Raw genomic sequence first — 3,074 nt, 5'->3', positions numbered from 1 at the left:
GATATGTACCATCTTCCAGCGGAATCCATTTAAAGTTCATGTCCGTTAAATTCACAAAGAAATCCTGCGACAATACTCCAGGTTTTTCTGTCAATACACCAACTTGCGATTGACCATAGTTTACATCCAGCACACGTAAACCGCCAATCAATACAGTCATCTCGGGTGCACTTAATCCCAAAAGATTGGCTTTGTCCACCAATAATGTTTCCGGCTTGTTGGTTAAGCCCTCTTGTACATAATTTCGAAAGCCGTCATGTTTAGGTTCTAAGACATCAAAAGAGCGCTCTATCGTCATAGCTTGTGTCGCATCACCACGTCCAGAAGCAAATGGTACTTTGATATCGACACCACCGGCTTTGGCCGCTTGTTCAATTGCTGCACTGCCTGCTAATACGATCAAATCCGCCAGACTTACTTTTTTATCAAACTCTTTTTGTATCAAACGATATGTCTGCAACACCTTATCCAGTTTGGCAGGTTCATTCGCTTCCCAGAATCGCTGTGGCGATAAGGCAATACGTGCACCGTTGGCTCCTCCACGATAGTCACTTTGACGGAATGTTCGAGCACTGTCCCAAGCTACCGAAATCATCTCATACGAAGACAATCCAGATTGTAGTAATTTTTCTTTCAAACGTTCAATGTCTTCTTCACTCAAGGTATAATCCCCTGACGGAATGGGATCTTGCCATAAGAAATCTTCTTCTGGTACTTCCGGGCCTGCGTATCTCGATTTCGGTCCCATATCTCTATGCGTTAATTTAAACCAGGCTTTGGCAAACGCTTCTTCAAGTTCTTTAGGATGATCTAAGAAGTGTTTTGCGATCTTGCGATATTTCGCATCATATCGCAAGGCCATATCAGCATCCGTCATCATCGGTTTTCTTTTGATGGTTGGATCAGCAGCATCCACCGGCATGTCTTCTTCCTCGATTTCTACAGGTTCCCATTGGAAAGCCCCCGCCGGGCTTTTCACCAGACCCCAATCGTATTTAAATAATAGCTTTAAGTAGGAATGATTCCAACGATCCGGCTGCGAAGACCAGGCGCCTTCCAATCCGGACGTTACGACATTATTCGCTTTTTGATTTGGATTGATCCATCCCAAACCTTGTCCTTCTACAGTATTCGCTTCTGGTTCCGGTCCTAAATTTTCGGCTCTGCCGGCACCATGCGTTTTCCCCACGGTATGACCCCCTACAATCAAAGCAACCGTTTCTTCATCATTCATCCCCATACGCTGGAAAGTCACACGAACATCTTGCGCGGTACGACCTGGATTGGGAATACCATCGACTCCTTCCGGATTTACATAAATCAATCCCATTTGAACGGCTGCCAATGGATTTTCTAGACTTTTGCGGTTTTCATCATTATCATAACGCTCTTTTGTTGGCGCCAGCCACTCTGTCTCACTTCCCCAATTGATATCTTTTTCCGGGTTCCAAATATCGTTTCGGCCCCCGCCAAATCCAAGAGGCTTAAAGCCCATCGACTCATACGCTACATTGCCCGCTAAGATGATTAAATCTGCCCAGGAAATACGCTTTCCATACTTTTTCTTTACGGGCCATAATAAACGACGCGCCTTGTCTAAGTTTGCATTATCTGGCCAACTGTTCAATGGTGCAAATCGCTGATTGCCTGTACCGGCGCCACCACGGCCATCGAAAATTCGATACGTACCTGCACTATGCCAGGCCATTCGAATCATTAAACCGCCATATTGTCCCCAGTCAGCCGGCCACCAGTCTTGTGGTGTCTGAATCACTTTTTTAATATCTTCTTTCAAAGCCTGATAATCTATTTTTTCAAATTCCCTGCGATAATTAAAATCCGCATCATTCGGATTGATCTTTTGATCCTGTTGGGCAAGGACATCTAAATTTAAAGAATCAGGCCACCAGGAACGAACAGGATCTTTTGCATCCACATTCGAACCTACATGAACTTCCATGTTTTCTCCATGATGAAATGGACATTTCATTTCTTCTTTCATTGTAATACTCCTTTCGATATGTATGGAATCATACATAATATTATTAATTTCGACTCATCTTATTCTTGGGTCATTTAGATTATTTCACATTGACTACTTTTTTACTAGTTATATGCTTTGAATGTCAAATTTTGTACAATTATGTTCTTTCACTTCTTTTTCCACTTTTTGTTAATCAAACTTTTGAAATACATCATATAAAAAAAGCCAGAATATGCAATCTGACCTTAAAACTTCATTTGATTTTTATTTAAAAATCTTTTTACCCCCTTATTCGAATGGGATGACGAATAACCGTTTTTAGCTTTTGTACATCACAACGTCTTGGATCACTCAAATAGATTTCATGATGCCATCTATGATCATTAAAATCTAAAGTATACCCGTTTTCTTTGACGAACTGATGCATCGCACTCACGGTATCCGGTTCATCATCATAAGATCCAATATGCATACATTGAACGCACAATCCTTCAGTTACATTTAAAAAATCAACTTTAGAAAAATCCATCTTTTTCTTTTTAGTTGCTTCCTGTATAGCCCAGTCAAAATCTTCTTTCGTCACAAAATCTGGTAAACGAATCATCGAAATAAAATAAAGATCCTGTTTGCGGGTATAATCCATACCTTTCGTGTTTTCCTGCCACCAAAATCCTTCTAATGGTGGTACTACGTATTCAAAATAACCTTGTATTTTATGATCCCCTTTATAACTCATTTTAATAGTAAAAGCAATTCCATATAATAGACCAAGCGCTTGTGCATACTCTCCTTTTTCATCATTAGGATCTCCTTGCCCACGAACCGCAATATAATTCATGGCAGGAACTTCAACGATCGTCGGCTTTTTAGGCGGCATGTAAAACTCTTTGTATTCTTTCTTATAATCAAATGGCATATATGTAACCTCTTTCTATATCCTTTCTATCAAAAAAACTATTTTAATACGCTAAATTCAACTAAAAAGTTGATGATTCAACATGAATAGCGTCAGATTCAGGGATATTCTTTGATATATAAAGGAGATTCCCTATGATCAACGAAACATTCTTGAACCATCTAAAACCAGTAG

The 3,074-nt window shown here is 40.2% G+C and carries 2 protein-coding genes; both read right to left on the bottom strand.

What is annotated here, in order from left to right:
- A partial coding sequence (gene katG, locus U0M88_RS08760) for a catalase/peroxidase HPI (protein ID WP_331869572.1) occupies positions 1–2,002 on the bottom strand: 2,002 nt, incomplete at its 3' end.
- Positions 2,003–2,264: 262 nt separating this feature from the next.
- Entirely contained in the window at positions 2,265–2,900 is a 636-nt protein-coding gene (locus U0M88_RS08755; RefSeq protein ID WP_331869571.1) for a GyrI-like domain-containing protein, read from the bottom strand.
- Positions 2,901–3,074 lie beyond the last annotated feature (174 nt).

The organism is Faecalicoccus sp. (genome assembly GCF_036552745.1).
Classification (GTDB): Bacteria; Bacillota_I; Bacilli_A; order Erysipelotrichales; family Erysipelotrichaceae; genus Faecalicoccus.
Note: the sequence above shows the minus strand (reverse complement) of the source record. Positions and strands in the feature narration are given on the sequence as shown.